This window comes from Thermocatellispora tengchongensis (assembly GCF_014202315.1).
GTDB lineage: Bacteria > Actinomycetota > Actinomycetes > Streptosporangiales > Streptosporangiaceae > Thermocatellispora > Thermocatellispora tengchongensis.
Window position 1 is genome coordinate 292,848 of the sequence record NZ_JACHGN010000014.1, and the last position, 23,335, is coordinate 316,182.

At 72.5% G+C, this 23,335-nt stretch carries 25 protein-coding genes and 1 riboswitch; of the genes, 14 read left to right on the forward strand and 11 right to left on the reverse strand.

Going from position 1 to position 23,335, the window contains the following annotated elements; all coding sequences use genetic code 11:
* Positions 1-39 precede the first annotated feature (39 nt).
* Entirely contained in the window at positions 40-702 is a 663-nt protein-coding gene (trhA, locus tag HNP84_RS30730; protein WP_246518930.1) for a PAQR family membrane homeostasis protein TrhA, read from the reverse strand.
* A gap of 140 nt (positions 703-842) precedes the next feature.
* Here trhA and HNP84_RS30735 point away from each other — a divergent pair, with 140 nt between their 5' ends.
* Positions 843-1,634 carry a class II aldolase/adducin family protein gene (locus HNP84_RS30735; RefSeq protein ID WP_185053413.1) on the forward strand — a complete coding sequence of 264 codons (792 nt, stop codon included), beginning with the start codon at positions 843-845 and terminating at the stop codon, positions 1,632-1,634.
* A gap of 5 nt (positions 1,635-1,639) precedes the next feature.
* Here HNP84_RS30735 and HNP84_RS30740 read toward each other — a convergent pair whose 3' ends face one another.
* A complete protein-coding gene (locus HNP84_RS30740; RefSeq protein ID WP_221336931.1) occupies positions 1,640-1,960 on the reverse strand; it encodes a cupin domain-containing protein in 321 nt (106 codons plus the stop codon).
* 134 nt (positions 1,961-2,094) lie between these two features.
* Here HNP84_RS30740 and HNP84_RS30745 point away from each other — a divergent pair, with 134 nt between their 5' ends.
* Positions 2,095-2,559 carry a MarR family winged helix-turn-helix transcriptional regulator gene (locus HNP84_RS30745; RefSeq protein ID WP_185053415.1) on the forward strand — a complete coding sequence of 155 codons (465 nt, stop codon included), beginning with the start codon at positions 2,095-2,097 and terminating at the stop codon, positions 2,557-2,559.
* A gap of 3 nt (positions 2,560-2,562) precedes the next feature.
* On the opposite strand, the gene HNP84_RS30750 is transcribed toward HNP84_RS30745, so the two are convergent.
* Positions 2,563-3,414: a spermidine synthase gene (locus HNP84_RS30750; protein WP_185053489.1), complete on the reverse strand. Its 852-nt coding sequence runs from the start codon at positions 3,412-3,414 to the stop codon at positions 2,563-2,565.
* Positions 3,415-3,487: 73 nt separating this feature from the next.
* Here HNP84_RS30750 and HNP84_RS30755 point away from each other — a divergent pair, with 73 nt between their 5' ends.
* The gene (locus tag HNP84_RS30755) at positions 3,488-5,041 is read left to right on the forward strand and encodes a penicillin-binding transpeptidase domain-containing protein (protein WP_185053416.1); all 1,554 of its coding nucleotides are present in this window, start codon (positions 3,488-3,490) and stop codon (positions 5,039-5,041) included.
* Between the two features lie 39 nt (positions 5,042-5,080).
* Here HNP84_RS30755 and HNP84_RS30760 read toward each other — a convergent pair whose 3' ends face one another.
* The gene (locus HNP84_RS30760) at positions 5,081-5,773 is read right to left on the reverse strand and encodes a superoxide dismutase family protein (RefSeq protein WP_185053417.1); all 693 of its coding nucleotides are present in this window, start codon (positions 5,771-5,773) and stop codon (positions 5,081-5,083) included.
* A 57-nt stretch (positions 5,774-5,830) separates the two neighbouring features.
* Positions 5,831-6,118: a 4a-hydroxytetrahydrobiopterin dehydratase gene (locus HNP84_RS30765; RefSeq protein WP_185053418.1), complete on the reverse strand. Its 288-nt coding sequence runs from the start codon at positions 6,116-6,118 to the stop codon at positions 5,831-5,833.
* A 99-nt stretch (positions 6,119-6,217) separates the two neighbouring features.
* On the opposite strand from HNP84_RS30765, the gene HNP84_RS30770 reads away from it, so the two are divergent.
* The 6 genes from HNP84_RS30770 (at position 6,218) to HNP84_RS30795 (ending at position 10,685) form a co-directional block, all read left to right on the forward strand.
* Positions 6,218-6,910, forward strand: a complete 693-nt coding sequence (locus tag HNP84_RS30770; protein WP_185053419.1) for a class II aldolase/adducin family protein — start codon at positions 6,218-6,220, stop codon at positions 6,908-6,910.
* Between the two features lie 45 nt (positions 6,911-6,955).
* Positions 6,956-8,176 carry a DUF4032 domain-containing protein gene (locus HNP84_RS30775; RefSeq protein WP_185053420.1) on the forward strand — a complete coding sequence of 407 codons (1,221 nt, stop codon included), beginning with the start codon at positions 6,956-6,958 and terminating at the stop codon, positions 8,174-8,176.
* A 173-nt stretch (positions 8,177-8,349) separates the two neighbouring features.
* On the forward strand, positions 8,350-8,727 hold the full coding sequence (locus HNP84_RS30780) for a roadblock/LC7 domain-containing protein (protein WP_185053421.1): 378 nt from the start codon (positions 8,350-8,352) through the stop codon (positions 8,725-8,727).
* Between the two features lie 12 nt (positions 8,728-8,739).
* Positions 8,740-9,771, forward strand: a complete 1,032-nt coding sequence (locus tag HNP84_RS30785) for a MarR family transcriptional regulator (RefSeq protein ID WP_185053422.1) — start codon at positions 8,740-8,742, stop codon at positions 9,769-9,771.
* Positions 9,772-9,813: 42 nt separating this feature from the next.
* Positions 9,814-10,347: a roadblock/LC7 domain-containing protein gene (locus HNP84_RS30790; RefSeq protein ID WP_312926064.1), complete on the forward strand. Its 534-nt coding sequence runs from the start codon at positions 9,814-9,816 to the stop codon at positions 10,345-10,347.
* Positions 10,314-10,685: a hypothetical protein gene (locus HNP84_RS30795; RefSeq protein ID WP_185053423.1), complete on the forward strand. Its 372-nt coding sequence runs from the start codon at positions 10,314-10,316 to the stop codon at positions 10,683-10,685. Before HNP84_RS30790 ends, HNP84_RS30795 begins: the two co-directional genes overlap by 34 nt.
* A 4-nt stretch (positions 10,686-10,689) precedes the next feature.
* Here HNP84_RS30795 and HNP84_RS30800 read toward each other — a convergent pair whose 3' ends face one another.
* Together HNP84_RS30800 and HNP84_RS53695 are read right to left on the reverse strand one after the other, a co-directional pair.
* Positions 10,690-11,556 (reverse strand): alpha/beta fold hydrolase, encoded by an 867-nt coding sequence (locus tag HNP84_RS30800; RefSeq protein WP_185053424.1) that lies wholly within the window; start codon positions 11,554-11,556, stop codon positions 10,690-10,692.
* A gap of 549 nt (positions 11,557-12,105) precedes the next feature.
* Complete coding sequence (locus tag HNP84_RS53695; RefSeq protein ID WP_312926065.1) at positions 12,106-12,984, reverse strand: hypothetical protein; 879 nt, start codon at positions 12,982-12,984, stop codon at positions 12,106-12,108.
* 301 nt (positions 12,985-13,285) lie between these two features.
* A riboswitch (cyclic di-AMP (ydaO/yuaA leader) is annotated at positions 13,286-13,445 on the reverse strand.
* A gap of 214 nt (positions 13,446-13,659) precedes the next feature.
* On the opposite strand from HNP84_RS53695, the gene HNP84_RS30815 reads away from it, so the two are divergent.
* The 4 genes from HNP84_RS30815 to HNP84_RS30830 all read left to right on the forward strand — a co-directional run bounded on the left by HNP84_RS30815 (position 13,660) and on the right by HNP84_RS30830 (position 18,008).
* Positions 13,660-14,154, forward strand: a complete 495-nt coding sequence (locus HNP84_RS30815; RefSeq protein ID WP_185053425.1) for a universal stress protein — start codon at positions 13,660-13,662, stop codon at positions 14,152-14,154.
* A 193-nt stretch (positions 14,155-14,347) separates the two neighbouring features.
* Positions 14,348-15,568, forward strand: coding sequence for a TIGR03118 family protein (locus HNP84_RS30820; RefSeq protein ID WP_185053426.1), 1,221 nt, complete (start codon positions 14,348-14,350; stop codon positions 15,566-15,568).
* A gap of 182 nt (positions 15,569-15,750) precedes the next feature.
* Positions 15,751-16,608, forward strand: coding sequence for an AAA family ATPase (locus HNP84_RS30825; RefSeq protein WP_185053427.1), 858 nt, complete (start codon positions 15,751-15,753; stop codon positions 16,606-16,608).
* Positions 16,605-18,008, forward strand: a complete 1,404-nt coding sequence (locus HNP84_RS30830; RefSeq protein WP_312926066.1) for a vWA domain-containing protein — start codon at positions 16,605-16,607, stop codon at positions 18,006-18,008. The genes HNP84_RS30825 and HNP84_RS30830 overlap by 4 nt, the downstream gene beginning before the upstream one ends.
* Positions 18,009-18,043: 35 nt before the next feature.
* On the opposite strand, the gene HNP84_RS30835 is transcribed toward HNP84_RS30830, so the two are convergent.
* Entirely contained in the window at positions 18,044-18,811 is a 768-nt protein-coding gene (locus tag HNP84_RS30835) for a nuclease-related domain-containing protein (protein WP_185053428.1), read from the reverse strand.
* 220 nt (positions 18,812-19,031) lie between these two features.
* On the opposite strand from HNP84_RS30835, the gene HNP84_RS30840 reads away from it, so the two are divergent.
* The gene (locus tag HNP84_RS30840; RefSeq protein ID WP_185053429.1) at positions 19,032-19,685 is read left to right on the forward strand and encodes a TetR/AcrR family transcriptional regulator; all 654 of its coding nucleotides are present in this window, start codon (positions 19,032-19,034) and stop codon (positions 19,683-19,685) included.
* Positions 19,686-19,756: 71 nt separating this feature from the next.
* Here the strand turns inward: HNP84_RS30840 and HNP84_RS30845 are convergent, their stop codons facing one another.
* Genes HNP84_RS30845 through HNP84_RS30855 form a run of 3 tightly spaced genes read right to left on the reverse strand, consistent with a single transcriptional unit; the run spans position 19,757 to position 23,228 of the window.
* On the reverse strand, positions 19,757-20,836 hold the full coding sequence (locus HNP84_RS30845) for an acyl-CoA dehydrogenase family protein (protein WP_185053430.1): 1,080 nt from the start codon (positions 20,834-20,836) through the stop codon (positions 19,757-19,759).
* Positions 20,833-22,023: an acyl-CoA dehydrogenase family protein gene (locus HNP84_RS30850; protein WP_312926068.1), complete on the reverse strand. Its 1,191-nt coding sequence runs from the start codon at positions 22,021-22,023 to the stop codon at positions 20,833-20,835. The genes HNP84_RS30845 and HNP84_RS30850 overlap by 4 nt, the downstream gene beginning before the upstream one ends.
* A complete protein-coding gene (locus tag HNP84_RS30855) occupies positions 22,020-23,228 on the reverse strand; it encodes an acyl-CoA dehydrogenase family protein (protein ID WP_185053431.1) in 1,209 nt (402 codons plus the stop codon). Before HNP84_RS30855 ends, HNP84_RS30850 begins: the two co-directional genes overlap by 4 nt.
* Positions 23,229-23,335: the final 107 nt, after the last annotated feature.

A 23,335-nucleotide genomic window follows, 5' to 3' on the forward strand; every position in this document is an offset into this window, starting at 1 on the left:
TAGATTTTCCTGTCTGTCGCTTATATCGGAGGAGGAAATCTAGCCGGCAGCGTAGACGACCAGGGAGACGGCGACGTACTGCGCCACGTACGCGGCCAGGGTCAGGGCGTGGAAGACCTCGTGGTAGCCGAACCATCGGGGCGAGGGGTCGGGACGGCGCAGGCCGTACACGATGCCACCGGCGCTGTAGAGCACTCCCCCGGCCGCGACCAGTACGACCGCCGCCACCCCTGCGCCCGCGACGAGCTGCGGCAGCGTGAAGACCGCGGCCCAGCCGAGCACGATGTACAGGCTCGTGTAGAGCATCCGGGGCGCGTCGATCCACAGCACCCGGAACAGCACGCCCGAGACCGCGCCGCCCCAGACCCCGGCGAGCAGGGCCACCCGGGCGGGGCCGTCGAGGGCGAGCACCGCGAACGGCGTGTACGTGCCCGCGATGATCAGGTAGATGTTGGCGTGGTCGAGCCGGCGCATGAACTCCGTCAGGCGCGGCCCGAGGCGCGAGCGGTGGTAGGTGGCCGAGACGCCGAACAGCAGGCCACTGGTGACCGCGTAGACCGCGGCGGCGGCGCGAGCCTGGAGGGTGGGGCCCAGGGCGACCAGCACGAACCCGGCGAGCAACGCGACGGGCAGCGCGCCCGTGTGCAGCCAGCCCCGAAGCCGCGGCCTCACGTCGATGCGGCCGGGGGTCCTCTCCGTCATGGACATGCTCATCACATAACCTACGCTAACGTAGGTTACGCCATCGTAGGTTGTGATCTCGCTCACCGCCGCCCCTTCCCGGGCCGCGCCCGCCGGGGGATACTGCAGGCACACCGAACGATGTTCTGCCAGGAGTGGTCATGAGCCTCGCCGACCTGCGGCCCGTACCGCACGACCAGCTCGTCTTCCGCACGCCGCCCGTCTTCGAGGACGTGGCCGACGAGCGCCGCCACCGCAAGGAGCGCCTGGCCGCCGCGCTGCGGCTGTTCGGCAGGTTCGGCTTCGAGGAGGGCGTGGCCGGGCACATCACGGCGCGCGACCCGGAGCACCCCGACCACTTCTGGGTGAACCCGTTCGGGATGAGCTTCAAGCACATCAGGGTGAGTGACCTGATCCTGGTCAACCACGACGGCGAGGTGGTGGACGGGCGGTACCACGTGAACCGGGCCGCGTTCGCGATCCATTCCATGATCCACAAGGCCCGGCCCGACGTGGTGGCCGCCGCCCACTCGCACTCGGTCTACGGCAAGGCGCTGTCGGCGCTCGGCACGCCGCTCGAACCGCTGACCCAGGACGCGTGCGCCTTCTACGAGGACCACGCGGTCTTCGACGACTACACCGGCGTGGTGCTCGACGTCGAGGAGGGGCGCAGGATCGCCGAGGCCCTGGGCTCGGCCAAGGCGGTGATCCTGCGCAACCACGGCCTGCTCACGGTGGGCGGCTCGGTGGACTCGGCGGCGTTCTGGTTCATCACCATGGAACGCTCGTGCCAGGCCCAGCTCGCCGCCAAGGCCGCCGGCCCGACCGTGCCGATCACGCACGAGAACGCCAAGCTCACCCACGAGCAGATCGGCTCGGACTTCGCCGGCTGGGTCAACTTCCAGCCGCTGCTGGACCAGATCCTGCGCACCGATCCGGACCTGGTGGAGTAGAGCCGCTACTTCGCCCAGGGGATCTCGATCGGCTCGGGCGAGCCGGGCGTGCTCGCCCGGCCGCCGTTGGGCATGCACACCAGGATCTCCACCGGCCCGTCGGGGGCGTGGAAGCGGCGCGGCACCCCGGCCGGGACGACCAGCGCCTGCTCCGGCACGACCGGTGCGACCTCCTCGGCCACCTCGGCGCGCAGCACGCCGGAAAGCGGCATCCACACCTGCTCCCGGTCGATCGTGTGCAGCGGCCCGCTCGCCCCCTGCTCCATCCGCACCCGCCAGGTACTGATCTCCGCGCTGCCCCGGCTGGGCGCGGCGAGGGCGGTCATGACAGCATTCGGCGTGGCAACGGTTTGACCTTCGATGATCAGCATGATCGCTCCTTAAGTAAAGCGGCTTTACTCGTTGAGGCAAGTAAAGCTGGTTTACTTGGAGTGCGTCAACACGAGTGGGGTGGGACAACATGGAGGACCCGGTCGAACGGCTCGAACTACTCTTCGGGCTCGGACTGTCGTTCCAGCTCGTCCTGACGGAGTTCGTACGCAGGCTCGACGCGCTCGGCTACGAGGACCTGCGCCCCGTGCACGGGTACGCCTTCCAGGCGCTGCGCTGGGGCGGGCTGACCAGCACCGAGCTGGCGGGCCGCCTGGGGGTGACCAAGCAGGCGGCGGGCCAGATGATCGACGAGCTGGAGCGCAAGGGGTACGTGAGCCGCCACCCGCACCCCGACGGCGGGAGGCGGCGGCTCGTGGTGCTGACCGACAAGGCGCAGCGGCACCTCGCCGTCGCCGGGGAGACCCTGCACGCGCTGGAGCGCGAGCTGGGCGAGAAGGTGGACGTGCCCGCGCTGCGCGATCAGCTCGCCACACTGATCAAGACGCTGCAGGACGGCAAGGGCCCACTCCCGCCGCTGCGGCCCGTCTGGTGATCCTCAGGAGTCGAACAGGCTCGGCGGGGGGACCGGGGCCACGACGGAGTCGCCCTCGTGGATCACCGCGGCGCCGGCCGTGAAGCGCTCCAGGGTGGCGCCGTGCAGGCAGCGCGCCTGGGTGAGGCCGCCGGCGGCGCGGCGTACCAGGTCGTCCAGCGGCAGCTCGACCCGCGAGGCGGCGACGATGAGGTTGCCGAAGCGGCGTCCGCGCATGACGCCCGGGTCGGCCAGCAGCGCCACGTGCCGGAACGCCGCGCAGACCGTGGCGAGCAGGCGCCGGGCGAACGCCAGCCCCTTGCCGTCGGCCAGGTTGATCAGCAGCGTGCCGCGGTAGCGCAGCACTCGCGCCACGTCGGCGAGGTACTCGGCGGTGGCCAGCTCGACCGGCATCACCGCGCCGGTGAACGCGTCGAGCACGAACAGGTCGGCCGAGTCGTCCCACAGCTCGGCGGTGCCCGCGCGCCCGTCGGCCACGCGCACCTTCAGCAGCGGCACCGACTTCAGCCGGAGCTGGTCGCGGACGAGCTGGACCAGCCCGGCGTCGGGCTCGATCGCGATCTGCCGCGAGCCCGGCCGGGTGGCGGCCAGGTAGCGCGGGATCGTGAAGCCGCCTCCCCCGATGTGCACCGCGTCGAGCGGGCCCTCGTCGAGCAGGTCGATCACGTCGGCCATCAGCCGGACGTACTCGAAGTCGAGGTATTCCGGGTCGTCCAGATCCACGTAGGACTGCGGCACCCCGCCCATGGACAGCAACCATCCGCTGGGCCGGTCGTAGTCCTGCAGCAGCTCCACCTCGCCGTACGTCACCGGGTACAGACCCGGCGTCGGCTCGCGCGCCGCTCTCTTGGCCATCACGCCGGATCCTCCAGTTTCGGCCCGTTCGTTCTGATATACCGCTGGGGACATGTCCCCCGGGAGAAACCGTATGCGCGCTCGCAGGCTCCTCGTGCCGCTTCTCGTCCTGCTCGTCGCGGGCGGGGCAGGCGGCTACGGCTGGTACGCCTGGTGGCGGCCGGTGTCGGGCGATCCGGCGCGGATCGCCGCCGACTACCTGGACGCCTGGCGGCGCGGCGACCACGCGGCCATGCGGGCGCTGGTGGCCCAGCCGCCGGCCGACTTCGACGAGCGGCACCGCCGCCTGGCTCGGGACCTCCGGGTGGAGTCGATCACGCTGACCGCGGGCGCGCCCGTACGGCGGGGGCAGAGCGACGCCGAGGTGCCGGTGCAGGGCGTGCGCCAGATCACCGGCGTCGGCCCGTGGCCGTTCACCACCACCCTGCGCCTGGGTGTGCGGGAGCGCGAGTGGAAGGTGCTGTGGACGCCGCAGACCATGCACACCGCGCTGGAGGACGGCGGCTCGCTGCGCCTGGCCGAGATCAAGGTGCCCGCCTCCGAGCTGGTCACCCGCTCGGGCGTGAAGATGCCGCAGGACAACGCGGCCGAGCCGTACCTGAGCGAGCTGAACGAGCGGCTGAACCGCACCACCTCGGGCTGGGCCGTGGAGCGGGTGACGCCCGCGGGCGAGGTCAGGCGGCTGATCGTCTACCAGCCGCCGCCCGAGCGCAAGGTGCGCACCACGATCTCGCGCCCGATCCAGGCCGCGGCGGCCCGGGCCCTGGACGGCGTGGCCGAGCCCGCCGCGATCGTCGCGGTGCGGGCCAGCACCGGCGAGGTGCTGGCGGTCGCCGACCGCCTGGGCGGCACCCGGCGCGCCTTCGAGGAGGTGTACGCCCCCGGCGGCGCGTTCACCGTGGTCACGGCGGCGGCGCTGCTGGCCGACGGGCTCACCCAGGACAGCCAGGTGCCCTGCCCGAAGGAGTACACCCCGCCCGAGCAGCGGCAGGCGATCTCCACCGCGGGCACCCCGCCCACCGGGACGGTGTCGCTGGCCAGGGCGCTGAGCCTGCGCTGCACCACGACGTTCGCGCAGCAGGCGGTGGAGCGCCTGACCGCCGAGCAGCTCGCCGCGCAGGCCGAGGCCCTGGGCTTCGGCCAGGCCCTGGGCACCGGCGTGGGCGGCACCTGCGGGCAGCCGCCGAAGAAGGACGCGGGCAAGGGCGCGCTCGCCTCCGACGCGATCGGCCACAACACCGTCACCGCGACGCCGCTGTGCATGGCGCTGGTCGCCGCCGCGGTGGACAGCGGCACCTGGCGCCCGCCGCGCCTGGTGACCGAGCGGGCCGCCCGCGCGCTGGACCGGGTGCGGCCCAACGAGGTGAAGATCCCGGACGGGGTGCTGGCGGGCCTGCGCGGCATGATGCGCGCGGAGGCGGCGCAGGCGCCGAGCCGGGGCACGCGGGCCCTGCCGGAGGGCTCGGCCGGCCACGCCGCGACCACCGAGGGCGGCGCGGACGGCAAGCCGGACGCGTGGTACCTCGGCTACCGGCAGGACGTCGCCTTCGCCGTCTTCGTCAAGGACGGCGGGGCCCCGGGCCGGGCCGCGCTGCCCATCGCCTCGCGCTTCCTGCGCGCCCTGTGACCGCGCTCAGGCCGTGACCGCGCTCAGCCCGTGACCCCCTCAGCTCGATGCGGGTGTGAGGGTCACGCAGGCGACGCGGTCGCCCGCGCTGCCCGCGCTGGGGCCGCTGGTCACGGTCGGGTCGGCGTGGATGACCAGCGACTTGGGCAGGTGGCCCCGCTTGAGCGGCCACGGCTGGCGGGCGGTGGAGGTGGCCGCGCCGGAGGCGTCGGTGGTGAAGTCGAGCCACACCTCGTTCACCGGGTTGGCCGCCAGGTGGGACGGGCCGGGGGTGTGGGTGTGCTGGTAGTGCGGGCCGGACGCGTCGGGCTTGGGGCCGCACGCCTTGGCGTGCAGGTGGCTGCCGTAGCGGCGGTTGGGCACCAGGCCGGAGACGGTCAGCTCGGACACGGTCTCGCCGCCCGTGGTGGTGACGGTGATCTCGGCGCGCGCCCCCTGGGGCACCAGCTTGGCGTCGTACGCGACCGCCTTGTTGCCCTCCTTGTACGGGGTCAGCGGGCCGCCGCCGGACAGCCGCAGCCCGCCGGGCTCGGGCGTCCCCGGAGAGACCGGCGAGGTCGGCGAGCCCGGGGAGGTCGGCGAGGTGGGTGAGCCCGGCGCGGCGGCCGGGGCGGCGGCGGGCGAGGCCGCGCGGCCATCGGCGGCTTCGGGCCCCTGCCCGCCGCAGCCCGCGGCGAGCAGGGCGAGCGGGATCAGGGCGACGAGGTGGACGGCGCTGGGACGACGGCGCATGGGTTCTCCTTCGCGGAGTCGTTCGGGCGCCGCCCACTCTAACCCGTGACCGTATGATCACTTGGCGTAATCGGCCGCGATCCTGTCGATGTCGGCCGCGAGCGCGAAGTCGGCCTCGGTCAGACCGCCCGCGCTGTGAGTGGTCAGCGCGAAATGCAGGGTGCGCCACCGGATGTCGATGTCGGGATGGTGGTCGAGCTCCTCGGCGCGGGCGGCGACGTCGTTGACGATCCTGATCGCCGTCGGGAAGTCGCGCGCGGCGACCGTGCGCCGGATCTCCCGGCCGGAGAGCCGCCACTCGGGCAGTTCCGCCAGCCTGGCGCTGATTTCGGTGTCGTCCAGCATGCCCACAGCAGACCATGCCCGGCCGGGACGCGTCGAGCACATCCGGCGGCGCCCCCGGCGGCTTTGCCCGTGCGCGGAAAACACCCTAGTTTGATCGCCATGGTGATGGCCGAGCAGCGGCGGCTGCTGTGCGAGTACGGCAGGCGGGCGGCGGAGGCCGGGCTGGTCGTGGGCACCGCGGGCAACCTGAGCGTGCGGGCGGGCGACCTGGTGGCGGTCACCCCGTCGGGGGTCGCGCTGGACCGGCTCACTCCGGAGGAGTGCCCGATCGTGGACATGGAGGGGTACCTCGTCGAGGGCGAGCGCCAGCCCTCCTCCGAGACGCCGATGCACCTGGCGGTCTACTCCACCACCGACGCGCGGGCGATCGTGCACACCCACTCGGTGTTCGGCACGGTCGTGGCGACCACGATGGGCGAGCTGCCGCCGATCCACTACAACACGCTGCTGCTCGGCGGCGTGATCAAGGTGGCCGAGTACGCCACGTACGGCACGCCCGAGCTGGCGGCGAACGTACGCGCGGCGCTGGCGGGCAGGCAGGCCGCGCTGCTGGCCAACCACGGCGGGGTGACGATCGGCCCCGACCTCGACACCGCGTACGAGCGGACGCGGCTGCTGGAGTGGCTGTGCGAGGTGTACGTCCGGGCGCGCGCCGTCGGCGAGCCGCGGGTGCTGACCGAGGAGCAGCTCGCCGCAGTGGTCGAGCGCGCGCTCAACCCGCCCGCGTTCCCCCGCCGGGAACCCGCGTCCACAGAGCGGACATCTCCCTCAGCCGACCCGAAAAGCGACTAACGTGCCAGAGGAAGGCATCAACCTCTGACCACGAGGAGCCGTGGGTTGCCGCTGCAGATGACGGGCGCGCTCGACGATCCCGACCTCATCCGTCTCCCCTGGGACGTCCCCCTGGAGGAGTGGCCGGAGCACCTGCTCGTCCCGCTCCCCCGCGGCATCTCGCGGCACGTGGTGCGCTTCGTGCGCCTGTCGGGCCGGGTGTACGCGGTCAAGGAGATCAGCGAGCGCTACGCCAAGGCGGAGTACCGGCTGCTGTGGGACCTCAACCGGCTGGACGCGCCGGCCGTGGAGCCGGTCGCGGTGGTCACCGGGCGCACCGGCCGCGACGAGCGCCCGCTCGACTCGGCGCTGATCACCCGGCACCTGCAGTTCTCGCTGCCCTACCGCGCGGTGATGTCGGGCACGCTGCGTCCCGACACGCTGAACCGGCTGCTGGACGCCCTGGCCGTGCTGCTGGTGCGGCTGCACCTGTACGGCTTCTACTGGGGCGACTGCTCGCTGTCGAACACGCTGTTCCGGCGTGACGCGGGGTCGTTCGCGGCGTACCTGGTGGACGCCGAGACCGGCGAGCTGCACCCGATGATCAGCGAAGGGCAGCGGGCCGGCGACATCGACATCGCGCACACCAACATCTTCGGCGAGATGCTCGACCTGGAGGCGGGCGGGTTCCTGCACCCGTCGCTGGACCCGGAGGCCATCGCCGAGGACATCACCAAGCGCTACCACCGGCTGTGGGCGGAGCTGACCCAGGACGAGATCATCGACGAGGTGGACTGGCACCGGGTCGAGCAGCGCATCCGGCGGCTCAACTCGCTCGGCTTCGACGTGGCCGAGATGATGGTGCGCAGGAAGGCCGGGACCGGCCGGCTGATCGTGCGGCCCAAGGTCGTGGACGCCGGGCACCACCAGCGCCGCCTGCTCCGCCTGACCGGCCTGGACGTGGAGGAGAACCAGGCCCGGCGGCTGCTGAACGACCTGGACTCCTTCCGGGTGCAGGAGGGGCTGCGGCACGAGGACGAGGCCATCGTGGCGCACCGCTGGCTGGCCGAGGTCTTCCAGCCCACGGTCGCCGCGATCCCGGTGGAGCTGCGGGGCAAGCTGGAGCCGGCGCAGTTGTTCCACGAGGTGCTGGACCACCGCTGGTTCCTGTCGGAGGCCGAGGGCCGCGACGTGGGCCTGCCCGCGGCGGTGAAGTCGTACATCGAGAACGTCCTGGTGTACAAGCCCGACGAGAAGGCGCTGCTGCCCGAGCCCGGGGACGAATAATTCCCCCCGAATGGGATTCGGGACCATCTATGCCAACCAGAGTGAGCATTCTCCTACCGAGGTAGGCGATCCTGGCATCCGCCGGCATCCGTGACCGGATGCCGGCGGAACGCACGCGCCCGGCCCTCCTACGCTTTCCGACGACCCGCAGGGGAACCTCGGCAAGGAGAACCGTGCCCGGAGTCGAAGACTGCCTCACAGAGCTCATGGACATCCCAGGAGTGCTGGACGCGCTCGTGGTCGATCACGCGACGGGCACGGCGGTGGCGGTCGCGGGCTCGGGGCAGCACCTCGACGCCGAGCGCTCGGCCGCGGCGCTGAACGAGGCCCTGCGCGCCACCCTCGACGGGCTCGCCGAGGCGATGACCACCGGCACGCTGCGCATGCACGACATGATCGTGACCACCGACCGCGGGCACCATCTGCTCAAGCCCGTGACCACCGTGCTGGACGGGGAGATGGTGATCTACCTGCGGATCGACGTCGAACGCTCCAACCTGGCCCTGGCACGGCACCGCCTCCAGGCCATCTCGGCCCGGCTGACGACGTGATCGGCGCCGACGATGCCGCGACTCGACAGCATCCTCACGGGCCTGGCGGGCGAGGGCGCGACCGGGGCCCTCCGCGCCGGCCGCTCCGGCACCGTGTATCTCACCGAGGGCCGGGTGACGTTCGCGGAGAGCGCCCACAGCCCCCGGCTGGAGGACGTGCTCACCGCCAGCGGGCGCGTCTCGGCGGCGGCCGTGCAGCGAGCGCGCCGGGCGGCCTCGGCGACCGGCGCGCCCGGGGCCGGGAACGGGGACGCGAACGGGGCCGGGAACGGGGACGCGAACAGGGCCGCGAACGGGGCCGCGACGGACGCGAACGAGGACGGGGCCCGGGGCAGGACCTCGCACAGGCCCCCCGACGGCGGCGGCGCCCTGATCGCGCAGGGCGTCCTGACGCGCGGCGAACTGGAGTTCTGCGTGCTCGGGCTGGTGCTCGACGCGGTGTACTTCCTGCTCGCCGCCGCGGCCACGCGCCCGCGGTTCGTCCCCGGCGAGCGGCACTGGCTGGGCCCGTACTGGTACTTCGACGTCACCGGGCTGCTCCGGGAGTGCGAACGGAGGAGGGCCCGGTTGAACGACGTCTGGCCATCGGCCCAACTGGACACGCTCCCCGTCTCCCCGGTGCCGCGGCTGCCCGGCCAGCGGGTCGTGCTGGACGCGCTGCAGTGGGAGGTCCTGGTCAACGCGGACGGCACGGCGACGCCCGCCGAGCTGGCCCGCAGGCTCGGGCGTCCGGCCTACTCCGTGCTGATGGCCGTACGCCGGCTCGCCGCGGCGGGCCTGCTGATGAAACCGCCGCCGCCGCGGCCCGCCGCCGGGCCGGAACGGCGCGAGCCCTCCGCCCCCGAGGCGGAGCGGCCGGCGGCGGATCAGCCGGCGGGGAAGCTGCCGCGGCGAGCGTCCGCCAAGGGACGCCCCCGGCCGTCCGGGGCCGTGGCTCCGGCCAGGGCCGGCGCGGCCGGCGGCGGCTGGCCCGCCGTCACCGGTGATCCGTCCGACGTGAGCATGCTCATCCGGCTCCGCGACGCGCTGGAGCGGATGCTCTGAGCGCGCCGTGACCGGCCCGCGAGAAGCACCAGGGAGGTTCAGGTGGGAACCACCGACGAGGTACGCGCCGAGGTACACGCGCAGATGCGCCTGCTGCGGGAGCGGGCCCCGGAGGTGCGCGGGTCGATCGCGTGCAGCGTGGACGGCCTGACCATCGCCCGCGACCCCGAGGCGGCCCCGGACGCGCGCGGCTCCGGGGACGAGCGCACCGGCGACGAGCACGCCGCGGACACCGACCTGGCGGAGCGGAGCGCGGCGCTGTCCTCGGCGCTGCTGGCCCTGAGCCGGCGCATGATCACCATGATCGGCTACGGCGGCTTCGAGGAGACCCTGATCACGGGCACCGAGGGCTACGCCGCCTGCTACACGGCGGGCCCCAGCGTCGTCCTGACGGTCCTGGCCGGGCCCGGGGCGAACCTCGGCCTGCTGCGGCTGGAGGGCCGCAAGACGGCCGAGAAGGTGGCCGCCATCGCATCGCGCGCGCCGCTGGGGGCGGCGCCGCCCATCGCGCACCACGCAAACCCATCGAACGGAGGCAGGACATGGCCGGAATCGACGTCTCTCTCAAGGAGATGATGAGCATCGACGGCGCGCTCGGCGCGGTGATCGTCGATTACAGCAGCGGCATGGCGCTGGGACAGCTCGGCGGGTCCAAAGAACTGGACCTCCAGGTGGCCGCGGCCGGGAACACCGAGGTGATCAAGGCCAAGCTGCGCACCATGGACTCGCTCGGCCTGAAGGACGCGATCGAAGACATCCTGATCACGCTGGGCACGCAGTACCACGTCATGCGCCCGGTGTCGGGCAGGACCGGCAAGGGCCTGTTCCTGTACCTCGCGCTGGACCGGAACCGGGCGAACCTGGCCATGGCCCGGCACACGCTGCGGCTGATCGAGGAGCGGCTGGACGTCTGAGCCGTCAGGCGGCGGCGGTCAGCGCGCTCACCTCGTCCACGATCCGCTCCCACAGCGGGCGCGGCAGGTCATGCCCCATGCCGGGGAAGGTGATCAGCCGCGCCCCGGGGATCGCCTCCGCCGTCGCCTTGCCGCCCGAGAGCTGCACCAGCGGGTCGGCCTCGCCGTGGATCACCAGCGCGGGGATCGACAGCCTGCCCAGCGCCTGGGTGCGGTCCTCGGCCGCGAAGATGGCCAGGAGCTGCCGGGTGGAGCCGGCCGGGTCGTAGGCCCGGTCGTAGGCGAGCGCGGCCGTCCTGGCGATCTTCTCGGGGTCCATCGGGTAGCCCGGCGAGCCGATCACGCTCCAGACCGCGAGCGCGCTCTCCACCGCGGCCTCCCGGTCCTGTACGGGCGGGCGCATCAGCGCCCCCATGGCGGCCTCGGTGGGCTGGCCGACGTTGGGGCCGGTCGTGGACATGATCGAGGTGAGCGTACGCACCTTGCCGGGGTGCGCGATGGCCAGCACCTGGGCGATCATCCCGCCCATAGACGCGCCCACGACATGCGCGCTGTCCCAGCCGAGCGCGTCGATCAGCCCCGCGGCGTCCTCCGCCATGTCCTCCAGCGTGTACGGCGGCGCCGCGGTCCCGGCCGCGACCGCGGCCAGGTCGGGCACGGGCGTGCCGTCCAGGTGCGTGGACAGCCCGACGTCGCGGTTGTCGAAGCGGACGACGTGGTGCCCGCGGGCGGCGAACATCTCGCACAGTTCCTCATCCCAGAGGATCATCTGCGAGCCCAGCCCCATGATCAGCAGCAGCGGCCGGTCGCCCGGCCTGCCGAAGGTCTCGTAGGCGATCTCGATCCCGTTGACGGCGGCGCGCGATGTCATGCGCACCAGAATGACATTCGGGTGACGAGCCGGGCAAGGCGCTCCGCCGCGCCCCGGAGAGCACAGAAGGCCCGAAAAGCGCGGCAGCGCGGAAAGCGCGGGAAGCGCGGAAAGCGCGGAAAGCGCGGAAAGCGCGGAAAGCGCGGAAAGCGCGGAAAGCGCGGAAAGCGCGGAAAGCGCGGAGAGCGCGGAAAGCGCGGAGAGCGCGGAAAGCGCGGAGAGCGCGGAAAGCGCGGAAAGCGCGGAGAGCGCGGAAAGCGCGGAAAGCGCGGAGAGCGCGGAGAGCGCGGAGAGCGCGGAGAGCGCGGAGAGCGCGGAGAGCGCGGAGAGCGCGGAGAGCGCGGAGAGCGCGGAGAGCGCGGAAGCGCTGCAAGCGTGACAAGCACGGCATGGGCGAAAACGGACGAACGGGCGTCCTCTAAGGGGGAAGTAGAGGACGCCCGTTCTCCGGCGGGCGCGTGGCGTGGGCGGATGCTCACGCGCCCGGTGGGTGGCGCGGCGCGGCGTGGGCAGGTCGGATGCCGCGCGGCGCCCCGGGGAAAGGTCCTGTCAGCGGCGCACCAGGGCCCGCAGCCTGTCGCGGCCGGCGTAGGCGCCGCCGGCGGCGGCGATGCCCGCCAGGACGGCCAGGCCGCCGGCGATGTCGGCCGGGCCGCTCTCGCCCTGGGCGATGTCATCTCGCCGGCCGTGCTCCGAGTCGGCGGCGGCGACCTTGGCCGGCGCGTGGGCCGGGGCCGGAGCCTTGGCCGGCACGAAGGCCGGGGTCTTCGCGCCGGGGGCCGCGACGGTCGCCACGGCGCCGCCGGCCTTCTCGGCCGGCTTGTCCGGCGCGGCCTCGACGATCCTCGGCGGCTCGGCCGGGGTGCGGTCGAAGCGCTTGTAGGCGCCGGTGGCGAACGCGACGGGGTGGTCCTTCTTGCCCGCGCCCGAGCCCCACTTGGTCACGACGTACTCGACCTCGATGTGGCCGAGGCCGCCGTTGCCGGTGACCATGAGCGTGCTCGGGTTGAAGCGGCCGCCGGTGAGGTCGGCGAAGGTCTTGGCGTCGATGTCCAGCATGATGCCGTTGCTGGAGGGCACGCCCGGGCCGCGGTCGCCGATGAAGAACGGCGCCTTCTTGCCCTTGTAGATGACGTAGCCCTCGGTGCCGAGGGGCCAGCTCGGGCTGGCGAACATGCCCTTCTGCATGGGCTTGCCGATGGCGGGCATCCCGGTGTCGCCGGCGCGCCCGGACCCGTCGTCCCAGAAGTACGACGCGGTGGTCGATCCCTTCAGCAGCACCCTCTCCTGTGCGACCGGCTTGGGGTCCGCCGGCTTGGCCGTGTCGGCGTGGGCGGCACCGGCCGCGGCGGCGGAGCCGGCGAGGGCGGCACCGAGCAGGGGGGCGACGAGGACACGCTTGGCACGCAGGCCGAAGGAGACGTTCATCAAGATGGGGGATCCTTTGTGAGGCAACAGGGAAATCCGTACGCGCGGCAGGGGCGCGGGCACGGGTCGAGACGCGCTCAGCAAACGGTCAACTGTTGGCGTAGCTGGATGGCTCGCTACGCGGAGCACGGCTCGTACGGCACGGATCGACGCGCCAAACAGGGCGCGGATCGTCGCCAGAGTTCAGAAGATCGCGGCAGGAAAGGGTAGATCGCCGCGGATCAGCAGCCGACGGCCAATGGGCGGGATGCCGAAGGGTGACGGCGGAACGCCGGGATGGGCGGGGGGTTACCCACGGGTGTTCTCCTCTCCATCGCGCCTACCGGGTTAGCTGTCGGGTTCGGACATGGAGATGCCCTACCGCTCGTCGCGGATTCACCCCAAGGGGCGGTGACGCCCCGAAGCGGGTCCCCGGCTCCCGTGGCCCGCGCGGCGGGTCCGGGACTCGGCGTGACCAGGCCGGCTTCGGTTGAAGCCCGCGTCCCTGGTCGATAACGAAATGGATACTACGGGGCAAATCCGGACGAAGCAATCAAATCACCACGTTTGGCTCAAAAGATCTACCTTGCCCCGTAAACCCCCGAGACGACCCGGCGTAGCGGTCATCTCATGATTTAGGGTCCGGTTTCCCTCCACTTTGGCCCTCCCTCACCCTGCGGCGTTAATCCTCGAACCGTGAGCGAGAAGACAGACCAGCCACGCATCGTCGTCGGGTTCAGCCACTCCTCGGCCTCGGCCTCGGCCCTGATCTGGGCCCTGCGCGAGGCCCAACTGCGCGGGGCGGTGATCGAGCCCGTGCACGCCTGGCAGTGGTCGGGCGAGTGCCGCGCCTCGTACGCGCCGATGGGGAACGTGCCGCGCCCGGACGAGGAACGGGAGGCCGCCGGCGCCGACACCGCCCGCATGATCGCCGATCTCGCGCCGCATCTCGCTCCGATCGTCGCGCACGGCCCGGCCGTGCAGGTGCTGCTCCGCTACTCGGAGGGGGCGGACCTGCTCGTCCTGGGCAGCCGCCCGTACGACCCCGACTCCCAGGGGCCGCTCGGCCCGGTGCTGACCGCGTGCCTGGCGCGGGCCCGCTGCCCGGTCGTCGTGGTCACCCCGGAGATGGTGCCGCCGCAGCGCGTCCACCGGCCGCTGGAGTTCGCCGGGGTGCCCAGAAGCGCCTGACCGCCCGGCCTGAGCGCCTGGCCGGACTGCCTGGCCGGACTGCCTGGCCGGACTGCCTGGCCGGACCGCTTGAGCCCGACGGCCGCGCCCGGTCCTCCTCGGGTGGGCGCGTGGCGGGGATGAACCTCCCACGCGTCACACGCGTACCTCGCGTCGTAAGCGTTAGCGCAAGCCGACGAGAGAAGGAGGCCCGATGCGGCCACGTATCGTCACGCTCTGCGCCGCGGCCCTCGTGCTGGGCACCACCACCGGCACCATCCCCGCGCAGGCAACCTCGGCAAGCACCACCCCCCTGTTAGGCACGACCACCGCCACCACGACCGGCACCACCGGCACCACCGGCACGTCCTTGAAGTTCACCCAGACGAACCTCGTCTCGGACGTCAAGGGCCAGGCGCCGATCCACGATCCCGCGCTGATCAACCCGTGGGGCATCGCCATCGGCAAGACCGTGTGGGTCTCCGACGCCGGCAGCGACCTGTCCACGGTCTACTCCGGCGCCGCCGGGGCGCTGAAGAAGGAGCAGACGGAGGTGTGGATACCCGGCGGGCGGCCGACCGGGCAGGTGTTCAACCCCACCGACGAGTTCGTCGTCAAGGGCAAGGCCGGCTCCGGGCCGGCGTCGTTCATCACGGTCAGTCCCAGCGGCGCCGTCACCGGATGGAACGCGGAGGCCGACCCCAAGAGCGCGATCATCGCGGCGTTCACCCGGGGCGCCGACTACAAGGGCCTGGCCCTGATGGAGACCAACCGCGGCCCGTTCCTGCTGGCCGCCGACTTCGCGAACGGGCGCATCCACGTCTTCGACGGCGAGTTCGACCGGGTCAACTTCGGCCGGCGCGCCTTCCGCGACCCGGCCCTGCCCGACAACTACCACCCGTTCAACGTGGAGGTCGTCGGGCGCTTCGTGTACGTGGCGTACGCGCTGCGCGACCCCGAGACCGGCAAGTCGGTCGCGGGCCAGGGCAAGGGCTTCGTCAGCAGGTTCTCCGCCTCCGGCCGCTTCCTGGGCAGGCTGGCGGCGCGGGGCCCGCTGAACGCGCCCTGGGCGATGACCGCGGCGCCGAAGAACTTCGGCGGGCTCACCGGGGCGTTCCTGGTGGGCAACTTCGGCGACGGCTCGATCCACGCCTACAACCCGCGCAACGGCCGTCACCTCGGCGCGCTGCGCCACCCCGACGGCAGGCCGATCACGATCTCCGGGCTGTGGGACCTCCAGGTCGGCACCGCGGAGAACGGCGGCACGAACGCCCTGTGGTTCAGCGGCGGCACCGACGGCGGCAAGCACGGCCTGCTCGGCATCATCACCGCCGGCGGCACGGCGAGCCAGGGGACCCCGACGACGAACCCGACGCACAACCCGAACCAGCACAACAGCAACAACAGCAACAACAACAGCGGCTACTCCTACTAGCGGCCGCTCCGAGGGCGATACATCCCCACGTTCCCGGCGAGAGGCCTTTGCTGGCACAGGGCTTTCTCCTCCGGGGCGCTCCCCGGTGTGGGGACCGCGCGCCCCCGCGGTCCCCGCACCCCCCACGCGCATCGGCCACCGGTTATTCTAGAACAACATTCGGGTTCTGACCGGGAGCACAGATGACGACGTGGTTCGCCTCGCCCTCCGACGTACGCGAGCGGCTGGCCGCCGTCCACTACCTGCCCGACGACGCCATCGCCACATCGGTGTTCCTGGCCGGAGCGCTGGGCAAGCCCCTGCTCGCCGAGGGGCCGGCCGGGGTCGGCAAGACCCAGCTCGCCAAGGCCGTGGCCGCGGCCACCGGGGCGCGGCTGGTCCGCCTGCAGTGCTACGAGGGCCTGGACGAGGCCAGGGCGCTGTACGAGTGGAACTACAAGAAGCAGCTCCTGCGCATCCAGGCCGGCGCGGGCGAGTCGTGGGACGAGACCCACGACGACATCTTCACCGAGGAGTTCCTGCTGGAGCGGCCGCTGCTGCGCGCGCTGCGCTCGGCCGAGCCCACGGTGCTGCTGATCGACGAGACCGACAAGGCCGACGTCGAGGTCGAGGGCCTGCTGCTGGAGATCCTGTCCGACTTCCAGATCACGATCCCCGAGCTGGGCACGATCACCGCGGCCGTCCGGCCGTTCGTCGTGCTGACCTCCAACGCCACCCGCGAGCTGTCCGAGGCGCTCAAGCGGCGCTGCCTGTACCTCAACCTCGTCTACCCCACCCCGGAGCGCGAACGCGACATCGTGCTGTCGCAGGTGCCCGGCATCCGCGCCGACCTGGCCGAGCAGCTCGCCCGCATGGTCGCCACGCTGCGCGGCCTGGAGCTGAAGAAGTCGCCGTCCATCGCCGAGACCATCGACTGGGCCAACACCCTGCTCGCCCTCGGCCGCGACGACATCTCCGAGGCCACCGTCGCCGACACCCTCGGCGTCGTGCTCAAGCACGCCTCCGACCAGGCGCGGGCCAGGAAGGAACTCGGGCTGTGACCGGCGACGGGCTGGTGGGACGGCATGTCGGCTTCGTGCGCGCGCTGCGCGAGGCCGGGCTGCCGGTGTCACCGGCCGAAGGGCTGGACGCGGCGCGGGCGCTGGCCCTGATCGACCTGTCGGAGCGCGAGTCGCTGCGCGCCGCGTACGCCGCCACGCTGGTCAAGCGGCCGGCGCACCGGCCCGGCTTCGACATGCTGTTCGACCTGTGGTTCCCGCCGGTCACCTCGGCCCTCACCGCCGCGCGCGAGGCCGGCGCGGAGGAGGCGGAGCCGCCCCGCCCGCCGACGGGCGGGGCCACCGGCTACGGCCTGCCCGAGCACCGCGAGCAGCTCGCCCGCCTGCTCATGGGCGACGAGGCCGCCGGGAGCATGGCGGAGTTCGCCCGCGCCATGGTCGAGCGGTACGGCCGGCAGCCGGCCGCCGCCGGCAGGCAGAACTGGTTCTCCTACTCGGTGCTGCGCGCCCTGTCGCCCGAGACCCTGATGGCCCGCATCCTCGCCGAGGCGCTGGCCGGCCGGGAGCGGGGCGGCCTGGCCGAGCGGATGGTCCGCCGCCGCGTCACCGACAACATCCGCCGCTTCGAGGAGGCGGTCGCCGCCGACGTGCGCCGGCGCATCGCCGAGGACTCCGGCGTCGAGCGCATCGCCCGCTCCGCCGTACGCCCGCCGCTGGAGCAGGTGGACTTCCTGCGCATCACCCGCGCCGATCTGGCCCGGCTGCGGCGCGAGGTCTACCCGCTGGCCCGCCGCCTGGCCACCCGGCTGGTCATCAAGCACCGCCACGGCCACCGGGGCCGCCTCGACTTCCGCCGCACCGTGCGCGCCTCGCTCGGCACCGGCGGCGTGCCCCTGACCACGCACAACCGCCCGCGCCGCCCGCACAAGCCGGAGCTGGTGATCCTGAGCGACACCAGCGACTCGGTGTCGTCGTTCGCCCACTTCACGCTGCTGCTGACGTACGCGCTGCGGGAGCAGTTCAGCAAGGTGCGCGCCTTCGGGTTCGTGGACACGATCGACGAGATCACCCGGTTCTTCGTGCCCGGGGCCGACCTGGTGGAGGCCATGACCCGGCTCACCCAGGAGGCCGACATGGTGCGCTTCGGGCGCACCAACTACGGGCATGCGTTCGAGCGGTTCGCCGAGAAGTACGCCGACGCCATCGGCCCGAAGACCTCGCTGCTGATCCTCGGCGACGCCCGCTCCAACTACCAGCCCCCGGCCCTGGACACCCTGACCGCGCTGGCGGGGCGGGCGCGGCACGCGTACTGGCTCAATCCGGAGCCCCGCCCCCAGTGGGACACCGGCGACTCCGAGGCCACCGCCTACGGCGCCGTGGTGCCGATGTACGAGTGCCGCAACGTCACCCAGCTCACGGCCTTCATCGAGGAACTGGCCTAGCTGCACACCTAGCCACACCTAGCCACACCGCGCCGCTAGTTCAGCCGCTTGAGCTCCCGGGCGGCGGTGCGGGCCAGCAGCTCGACCTGCTCGTCGGAGAACGCGGCGGTCGCCCGGCTGCGGATGATCTTGGGGATGAGCCGGGGGCGCATCAGGGTCAGGCCCTCGGCGCTGACCATCTTGCCGCGCGGCAGGTGGCCGCCGTACACGGCGAGCAGGGGCTCGATGGTGACCGGCACCCCCGACCGCTCGGTCAGCACCTCGGCCAGGGCGAGGGCGGCGTCGTTGAGGCCCTTGGCCATGCTCGCGCCGTACTTCTCGCCGAAGAACAGCTTGCCGCCGTACTGCTCGATGTGGACGTCGGGGCCGAACGCCTCGTTGTCCACGATCCACACCCCGCCGGGCCCGATGACCAGGTGGTCGATGGACGCCTGCCCGCGCACGGCGCGGCCGTTGAGGATCTGGTAGCCCTGCTTGGCCAGCCCGCGGCGCAGGATCTTGCCGGTCAGCACCTCGCCGCGCCGCTTGCCGCGCCACACGGCGGTGCTCTCGTGCAGGTGCCAGGCCCAGTACGCGTCGGCGGCGGCGACCAGCAGGCCCACCACGATGCCGACCAGCACCGGCTGCGGCAGGGCGAACCGCATGGCCAGCCCGATGCCGACGGCCAGGCCGACCACCGCCTTCACCGCGCGCATCTTCCTGCGATCGGGGATGCCCTCGACCCAGAACTTCTCATACATCTGCTGGGGCGACGCGCCGGTGAACTTGTCGTCCTGCGGCACGTAGATAGACCCGCTTGGCATGGCGGCGCTCCAAAGGTCCGACCCGGTTGAAGGCATGGTCGAGCGATCTGCCACGCTGAAGACCCTCGCCACGGATGGGATTCCCCACCTGCCGGAGAAGGAATCGCGTGGTGAGTGAATTACGGCAAGCGCGGCAGTGTCCTTTCGCTGATCAACCGACCAGTCGGTATCCTACCGGTGGCGGCGCTGCCTGCCGCCTGCAGCATAGGGGAGGCGAGCCATGGCGCGAAACGCCAGCCGGGCGCCGAGCGCGGTCCGATCGCGCGACGCCGCCGCGGAACCCGAGCCCGTACGCCGCCGCCTGCTCAGCGAGGCCACCCGCCTGTTCGCCGAGCGGGGCTTCGAGGGCACCTCGGTCCAGGAGATCGTCACCGCGGCCGGTGTCACCAAGGGCGCCATGTACCACTACTTCGACTCCAAGGACGACCTGCTCCACGAGATCTACGGCCGCGTCCTGCGCATGCAGATGGAGCGCCTGCTCATGTTCGCCGACGGGCCGGGCACCGTCACCGAACGCCTCCACGCCGCCGCGGCCGACGTGGTCATGACCTCGGTCGCCAACCTGGACGACTCCAAGATCTTCTTCCGCTCCATGCACCAGCTCGCCCCCGAGACCTACAAGAGCGTCCGCGCCGAACGCCGCCGCTACCACGAGCGCTTCCGCGACCTCGTGGCCGAGGGGCAGCGCGAGGGCGTCTTCCGCTCCGACGTCCCGGCCGACATAGTGGTGGACTTCTTCTTCGGCTCCGTCCACCACCTGGGCACCTGGTACCACGCCGACGGCCCCCTGTCGGGCGCCGAGCTGGGCGCGTACTTCGCCGACCTGCTGTTGCGGTCCATCGCGCCGGAGCCGGCGGAGGCCGGCGGCTCGTAGGGGCCGCGCGGGGCCCGGCGCCCCTACGAGCCGGGGCCCCGCTCCGCCCGGGACTACGCTCGGGGGTCCGCTCAGGCCGGGAGGTCGGCCAGGACTCCCACCTGCTGCCGGTGGTCGCCGGGGGTGCCGAGGGCCAGTTGGGCGGCCTTGGCGCGCTTGAGGAACAGGTGCAGCGGGTGCTCCCAGGTCATGCCGATGCCGCCGTGGAGTTGCAGCGCCTCCTCGGCCACGTGCACCGCCACGTCGCCGCACCACGCCTGGGCGACCGCGACCGCCAGGGACGGGTCCTCCTCCCCCGCCAGGGCGTCGGCGGCGCCGCGCGCGGCGGCCCTGGCGCGTACGACGTCCAGCCACAGATCGGCCATACGGTGCTTGATCGCCTGGAAGGAGCCGATGGGACGGGCGAACTGGTGGCGCTCCTTGAGGTAGGCGAGCGTGGTGTCCAGGCACCATTTGGCCACGCCGAGCTGCTCGGAGGCCAGCAGTCCCGCGCCGGTGAGCAGGGCGCGGCGCACGCCCGACAGGTCGGAGGCGATCCTGACGGCGGGGGCCGACCACAGGGTGACGGTGGCGATCGGGCGGGTGAGGTCGAGCGAGGGGACCGTCTCGACCGTGGCGTGGCCGGCCTCCACGGCGTACAGGGCGCCCGAGGCGGGGACCAGCAGCACGTCGGCGACCGCCGCGCCCGCGACGGCGGTGACACGGCCGCTGAGGGTGCCGTCGGCGCCGGCCGTCACCGTCTCGTCGCGGAAGCCGTAGGGCGAGGCGGAGAAGGGGACCGCCAGGGCCGCGGTGAGGTCGCCGGACGCCAGGCGGGACAGCAGGTCCCCGGGGTCCTCGGGGGCGGCGAGCAGGGCGGTCGTCGCCAGCACCGCGCTGGTCAGGAACGGGACGGGGGCGACCGAGCGGCCCAGCTCCTCCAGGACCACCGCGACCTCGCGGGCGCTCGCGCCGGCGCCGCCGCGCGACTCCGGGATGAGCAGGCCCGCGACCCCCATGTCGGCGGCCAGGGTCTTCCACAGGCCCATGTCGTACGGCGCGTCGGACTCCACGCGGGCGAGCACGGACGCCGGCGAGGACTTGTCCGCGAGGACCCCGCGCACGGCGGCCCGCAGCTCCTCCTCGACCTCCGAATAGAGCAGACTGGTCAACGCGGCAGGTCCTTCCAGGGGATGTCCTTGTCCACGCGCGGCTCCGAGGGCAGCCCGAGCACACGCTCACTGATGATGTTGCGCAGGATCTCGGAGGTGCCGCCCTCGATCGAGTTGCCCTTGGCGCGCAGGTAGCGGTAGCCGGCGTCGCGGCCGGCGAAGTCCACCGACTCCGAGCGGCGGAAGGTCCAGTCGTCGTAGCCGAGCCCCTCCTCCCGGCGCAGCTCCACCTCCAGGCCGGTGAGGGCCTGGTTGAGCGAGGCGAAGGCCAGCTTCATGCCCGAGCCCTCGGGGCCCGGCTGGCCGGCGGCGAGCTGCTCGCGCAGCCTGACCCCGGCGAGCCGGGTGACCTCGGCCTCCACCCACAGCCGCAGCAGCCGCTGGTGCAGGTCGGGGGTGCGCAGCTCGGGCCGCTCGCGCCAGGTCTGCGCGACCATGCCGATCATGCCGCCGCCGCGCCTGCCCGCGTTGCCGCCGATGGCGACCCGCTCGTTCATCAGCGTGGTCTGCGCGACCCGCCAGCCGTCGCCGACGGCGCCGAGGCGCAGGTCGTCGGGCAGGCGCACGCCGGTGAGGAACACCTCGTTGAACTCGGCCTCCCCGGTGATCTGGCGCAGCGGGCGCGCCTCGACGCCGGGGGCGTGCATGTCGCACACGAAGTAGGTCAGGCCGCGGTGCTTGGGCACGTCGGGATCGGTGCGGGCGACCAGGATGGCCCAGCGGGCGTGGTGGGCGCCGGACGTCCACACCTTCTGGCCGTCCACCACCCACTCGTCGCCGTCGCGCACCGCCCGGGTGGCCAGCGTGGCGAGGTCGGACCCGGCGCCCGGCTCGCTGAAGAGCTGGCACCAGATCTCCTCACCGGTCCACAGGGGCCGCAGGAAGCGCTTCTTCTGCTCCTCGGTGCCGAAGGCCAGGATCGTCGGGGCGGCCATGCCGAGCCCGATGGCCTGCAGGCCCGGGTCGAGCTGCGGGGTGCCTTCGAGCTCCTGCTCCACGGCGAGCTGCAGTTCGCGCGGGGCGCCGAGGCCGCCCAGACCTTCGGGGAAGTGCACCCAGGCCAGCCCGGCGTCGAACCGGGCGCGCAGGAAGGCGAGCCGGTCGGAGGCCGGGGTCGCCTCGCGGAAGGCGCGCGCCCGCGCCCTGATCTCGTCCTCGTTCAACGTGCGTCCTTCTGTCGCGGTCACGTGGTGATGTGCTTCTTCAGCTCGCGCCGGGCCAGGGAGCGCTTGTGCACCTCGTCGGGCCCGTCCGCCAGGCGCAGGCTGCGCGCGTGCGCCCACAGCCCCGCCAGCGGGAACTCCTGGCTCACTCCGCCGGCGCCGTGCACCTGCACGGCCTTGTCGAGGATCCACTCCACCTCGCGGGGGGTGGCGATCTTGATGGCCTGGATCTCGGTGTGGGCGCCCTTGTTGCCCACGGTGTCCATCAGCCAGGCGGTCTTGAGCACCAGCAGCCGCAACTGCTCGATGCGTACGCGCGACTCGGCGATCCAGTCCTGCACGACGCCCTGCTCCGCGATCGGCTTGCCGAACGCGGTACGCGCCAGCGCCCGCTCGCACATCATGTCCACGGCGCGCTCGGCCATGCCGATGAGCCGCATGCAGTGGTGGATGCGGCCGGGCCCGAGGCGGGCCTGGGCGATGGCGAACCCGCCGCCCTCCTCGCCGATGAGGTTGGTCACCGGCACACGCACGTCCTCGAACAGCAGCTCGGCGTGGCCGCCGTGGTCGCCGTCGGTGTAGCCGAAGACCTTCATGCCGCGTTTGACGGTCAGGCCCGGGGTGTCGCGCGGCACCAGGACCATGCTCTGCCTGCGGTGGGCGGGGGCGCCGGGGTCGGTCTGCCCCATCACGATGAAGATCTTGCAGTTGGGGTTCATCGCGCCGGAGGCGAACCACTTGCGGCCGTTGATGACGTACTCGTCGCCGTCGCGGACGATCGCGGTGGCGATGTTGGTGGCGTCGGAGGAGGCGACGTCGGGCTCGGTCATCGCGAAGGCGGAGCGGATCTCGCCGTTCAGCAGGGGTTCCAGCCACTCCCGGCGCTGCCACTCGGTGCCGAACATGGCCAGCACCTCCATGTTCCCGGTGTCGGGGGCGGCGCAGTTGGTGGCGGCGGGGGCGATGTGCGGGCTGCGTCCCATGATCTCGGCGAGCGGCGCGTACTGCAGGTTGGTCAGGCCGGCGCCGTGCTCGCCGGGGAGGAACAGGTTCCACAGGCCGCGTTTGCGGGCCTCGTCCTTCAGGTCGTCGAGCAGCGGCGGGACGCTCCAGCCGCTCTCCTCGGCCTGCGCCGCGAACGCCTCCTCCGCGGGATAGACGCACTCGTCCATGAACGCGTTGAGCCGTTTGCGCAGGTCCTCCGTGGTCGTGTCGTACAGGAAGTCCACGGTTCCTCCTCAGCCTCTCCCCACCAGACCCTACCGACCGGACGGTATGACTGTACACACCAGAACCTTCTTCCGTATTGTGGCCCCACCCTCAGGTGGTCGTCGAT

What these genes read in the sequence shown, in the direction of transcription:
- HNP84_RS30740 (WP_221336931.1), bottom strand. Translation starts at nt 1,960, where the DNA reads ATGACCGCCCTCGCCGCGCCCAGCCGGGGCAGCGCGGAGATCAGTACC.
- HNP84_RS30785 (WP_185053422.1), top strand. Translation starts at nt 8,740, where the DNA reads ATGCCGCGACTCGACAGCATCCTCACGGGCCTGGCGGGCGAGGGCGCG.
- HNP84_RS30760 (WP_185053417.1), bottom strand. Translation starts at nt 5,773, where the DNA reads ATGCGCCGTCGTCCCAGCGCCGTCCACCTCGTCGCCCTGATCCCGCTC.
- HNP84_RS30840 (WP_185053429.1), top strand. Translation starts at nt 19,032, where the DNA reads ATGGCGCGAAACGCCAGCCGGGCGCCGAGCGCGGTCCGATCGCGCGAC.
- HNP84_RS30800 (WP_185053424.1), bottom strand. Translation starts at nt 11,556, where the DNA reads ATGACATCGCGCGCCGCCGTCAACGGGATCGAGATCGCCTACGAGACC.
- HNP84_RS30765 (WP_185053418.1), bottom strand. Translation starts at nt 6,118, where the DNA reads ATGCTGGACGACACCGAAATCAGCGCCAGGCTGGCGGAACTGCCCGAG.
- HNP84_RS30750 (WP_185053489.1), bottom strand. Translation starts at nt 3,414, where the DNA reads ATGGCCAAGAGAGCGGCGCGCGAGCCGACGCCGGGTCTGTACCCGGTG.
- HNP84_RS30770 (WP_185053419.1), top strand. Translation starts at nt 6,218, where the DNA reads ATGGTGATGGCCGAGCAGCGGCGGCTGCTGTGCGAGTACGGCAGGCGG.
- trhA (WP_246518930.1), bottom strand. Translation starts at nt 702, where the DNA reads ATGACGGAGAGGACCCCCGGCCGCATCGACGTGAGGCCGCGGCTTCGG.
- HNP84_RS30835 (WP_185053428.1), bottom strand. Translation starts at nt 18,811, where the DNA reads ATGCCAAGCGGGTCTATCTACGTGCCGCAGGACGACAAGTTCACCGGC.
- HNP84_RS53695 (WP_312926065.1), bottom strand. Translation starts at nt 12,984, where the DNA reads ATGAACGTCTCCTTCGGCCTGCGTGCCAAGCGTGTCCTCGTCGCCCCC.
- HNP84_RS30755 (WP_185053416.1), top strand. Translation starts at nt 3,488, where the DNA reads ATGCGCGCTCGCAGGCTCCTCGTGCCGCTTCTCGTCCTGCTCGTCGCG.
- HNP84_RS30795 (WP_185053423.1), top strand. Translation starts at nt 10,314, where the DNA reads ATGGCCGGAATCGACGTCTCTCTCAAGGAGATGATGAGCATCGACGGC.
- HNP84_RS30825 (WP_185053427.1), top strand. Translation starts at nt 15,751, where the DNA reads ATGACGACGTGGTTCGCCTCGCCCTCCGACGTACGCGAGCGGCTGGCC.
- HNP84_RS30735 (WP_185053413.1), top strand. Translation starts at nt 843, where the DNA reads ATGAGCCTCGCCGACCTGCGGCCCGTACCGCACGACCAGCTCGTCTTC.
- HNP84_RS30820 (WP_185053426.1), top strand. Translation starts at nt 14,348, where the DNA reads ATGCGGCCACGTATCGTCACGCTCTGCGCCGCGGCCCTCGTGCTGGGC.
- HNP84_RS30745 (WP_185053415.1), top strand. Translation starts at nt 2,095, where the DNA reads ATGGAGGACCCGGTCGAACGGCTCGAACTACTCTTCGGGCTCGGACTG.